The sequence below is a fragment of the Myxosarcina sp. GI1(2024) genome (assembly GCF_053543375.1).
Genome location: NZ_JBKGTY010000001.1, coordinates 1,436,796 through 1,439,090, shown reverse-complemented (window position 1 = coordinate 1,439,090; position 2,295 = coordinate 1,436,796). Strand labels below are relative to the sequence as shown.

3 protein-coding genes are annotated in these 2,295 nt (G+C 41.2%); 2 read left to right on the top strand and 1 reads right to left on the bottom strand.

All coding sequences use genetic code 11. From position 1 onward, the window contains the following. The coding region (locus tag ACLFKQ_RS06915; RefSeq protein ID WP_448999096.1) for a transposase at nucleotides 1–669 on the bottom strand (669 nt) is incomplete at its 3' end. Between the two features lie 54 nt (nucleotides 670–723). Here ACLFKQ_RS06915 and ACLFKQ_RS06910 point away from each other — a divergent pair. Further along, nucleotides 724–1,548: a dual specificity protein phosphatase family protein gene (locus ACLFKQ_RS06910; RefSeq protein WP_448999095.1), complete on the top strand. Its 825-nt coding sequence runs from the start codon at nucleotides 724–726 to the stop codon at nucleotides 1,546–1,548. A 40-nt stretch (nucleotides 1,549–1,588) separates the two neighbouring features. Further along, complete coding sequence (locus ACLFKQ_RS06905; RefSeq protein ID WP_448999094.1) at nucleotides 1,589–2,167, top strand: Uma2 family endonuclease; 579 nt, start codon at nucleotides 1,589–1,591, stop codon at nucleotides 2,165–2,167. Nucleotides 2,168–2,295: the final 128 nt, after the last annotated feature.

The window sequence follows — 2,295 nt, the reverse complement described above, 5'->3', positions numbered from 1 at the left end:
TAAATAAATCCCCGAAACTTGATGCAGTTGAGTGACTTTAGTTTCTTGATAAAACCGTTGGTCTCCTGGATTAACGTCTAGGTCTTTTAAGGGAGTAAAACCTAATTGAGTTACCATTATCTTCGTACTCTTTCTCTGTCGAAGCACAAAGTAGACCTGCTGCTGGGTCAGCCACTTAGCTAGTTCAACACTCTGGAATTCTCTGTCTCCTAAAATAACGATTTGGTGTTGTTTAAACAGCTTCAATACTGGACGTAATATGGCTTTTTGTTGAGCGAAGTTACTGGCTCCTTTCTTCTCTAGAAACTGCCAGTATATAGGCAAAGCTCTTTTCGCCATCACTACTCCAACCATGAACAGATTTTTATCTTGCCATTGAGTTCTATCTAAGACTAGATAAATTGTCTGGTCTGGCAAGAATTTCTTTTGAACTACTTCTTTGACTATGGGAAACCAGACTAACGAAACTGATAAAGCTGAGGACTTCAAAAACCTTTGGATTCGGCGACGACGGCTCTCATATTTAATTGGTAAAGGGAAGTATGCAGCTAGTCTTTCTATCTTTACTTGTTTGTAGGTCTGGATAAGGTATACCAGCACTTCCAAAGTAATTAGTTGGTCATCACTCAGATAACGTGAAAGATGATTGCGGTACAATTGGTTTAACATTTTTTAGGGTTCGGTCGGATTCTCAATAACTGACCGAATCTTTTTTACCATAGGTTGTCTCTGTTCCCTACACTGTCTGACTTCTCACAGGGTTGTCACCCCGTCAGGCTAGAAACCTTTGCAGCGTCAGTTAAAATAATTAGTCCCTACTCTCCTGAACAGCTCAAAGTTCAACTGTGGACGAACACCTTAAATAAGTTCAATAGCGAAGGCAATTGGCAGGCGATCGAACTGCCATATCAAGCTCGAGAATCCGATAATATTTATATTTTTCAAGGCTCTTTTACTCCTACCAGTGAAGGCAATTATCAATTTACCTACCGAGTAGGACTCAAGCAACAACCCAAGCAATGGCACTGGGTAGGGGACTGGCAAGAAAACGGTTACCTTAACGTAGAACTCCCGTCACCTGAAATGATTTGGACTCAGGGTGCTAGTTACGTCGAAATTATGCCTGGGGTTCATGTCGGTAATTTTATCGCTGCTTCAAATGCTAGGGAACATGGTTTTGATGCCGTGCTCAATTTAGCAGGAGAATTTCTGTTAAACTTCTCTACAAACATGGGTATTGCTTACAAGCATCTCGCTCTTCTAGAGGGAGCGCAACATTCTATACCCGACAAAGTAATAGAAGAAGCAATTTTTTGGATCGAGCGAGAACTCCAGCAAGGCAAGAAAAAGGTACTAATAAACTGTCGTGCCGGAATTGGTAGAAGCGGTTCTGCAGGTGTGGCTTATTGTTTCTTCAAACAACCCCAATGGAGTTATCAACAAACTCTAGATTACGCTTGGAGTAAGAAAGCAGATATTTATCCCCATCAACATCTTCAGGAGAGCCTAGAACGCTTGTTTCCTAGAGAAAATAGCTCTATTAACTAATAAAAACAGAAACAGTTGACAATATCGGTCTAACCATCAAATGCTAATTGAACTAGATATAGAAACAACGGGCGATCGCATAATCACTTTGCCAGAAACAACCTGGGAGGAGTACGAGCGGCTGCTCTCTAGGGAGTCGCCCTATCTAATTTCCTATCTAAAAAACTCTATAACTATCGTGTCCCCTGGTAGAAACCACGAACGCATAGCCAAAACTATCGGCATTTTGGTTCAGGCTTACTGTCGAAAGTATAGAATCCCCTACTTTGCTCTGGGCAGCAAGGATATCAAGCGGATATTTGTCGCAGGCAAACAGCCCGATGAATCGTATTGTTTCGGTAGTGAAAAAGACATTCCCGATTTGGCGATCGAAGTAAATTACACCAGCGGAAGCCTCGAGGATTTGGAAAAGTATCGTTTGCTAGAAGTTCCCGAAGTCTGGATGTGGCAAAGTAACCAGTTAAAATTCTTTCTGCTTCAAGGCGATAGTTATAGCGATCGCGCCTTCAGTTTGCACCTGCCAAAGCTAGAGGTAGATTTACTGCAACCCTTTGTTATCAGGGGTTTAAGTGAAGATAATCTAGCGATCGAGACTGATTTCTTTGTCGCTCTCAGTTAAAAATTAGACGGCAGTTTTTTCCAATTTTACAGTTAACTAGTTGCGATTGTTATTGATTAGTGCGAGTATTTAATATTATCGGTACTTAAACAAAAATCAAGCCCAAACAAAGCCCAAACTAGCTTTAT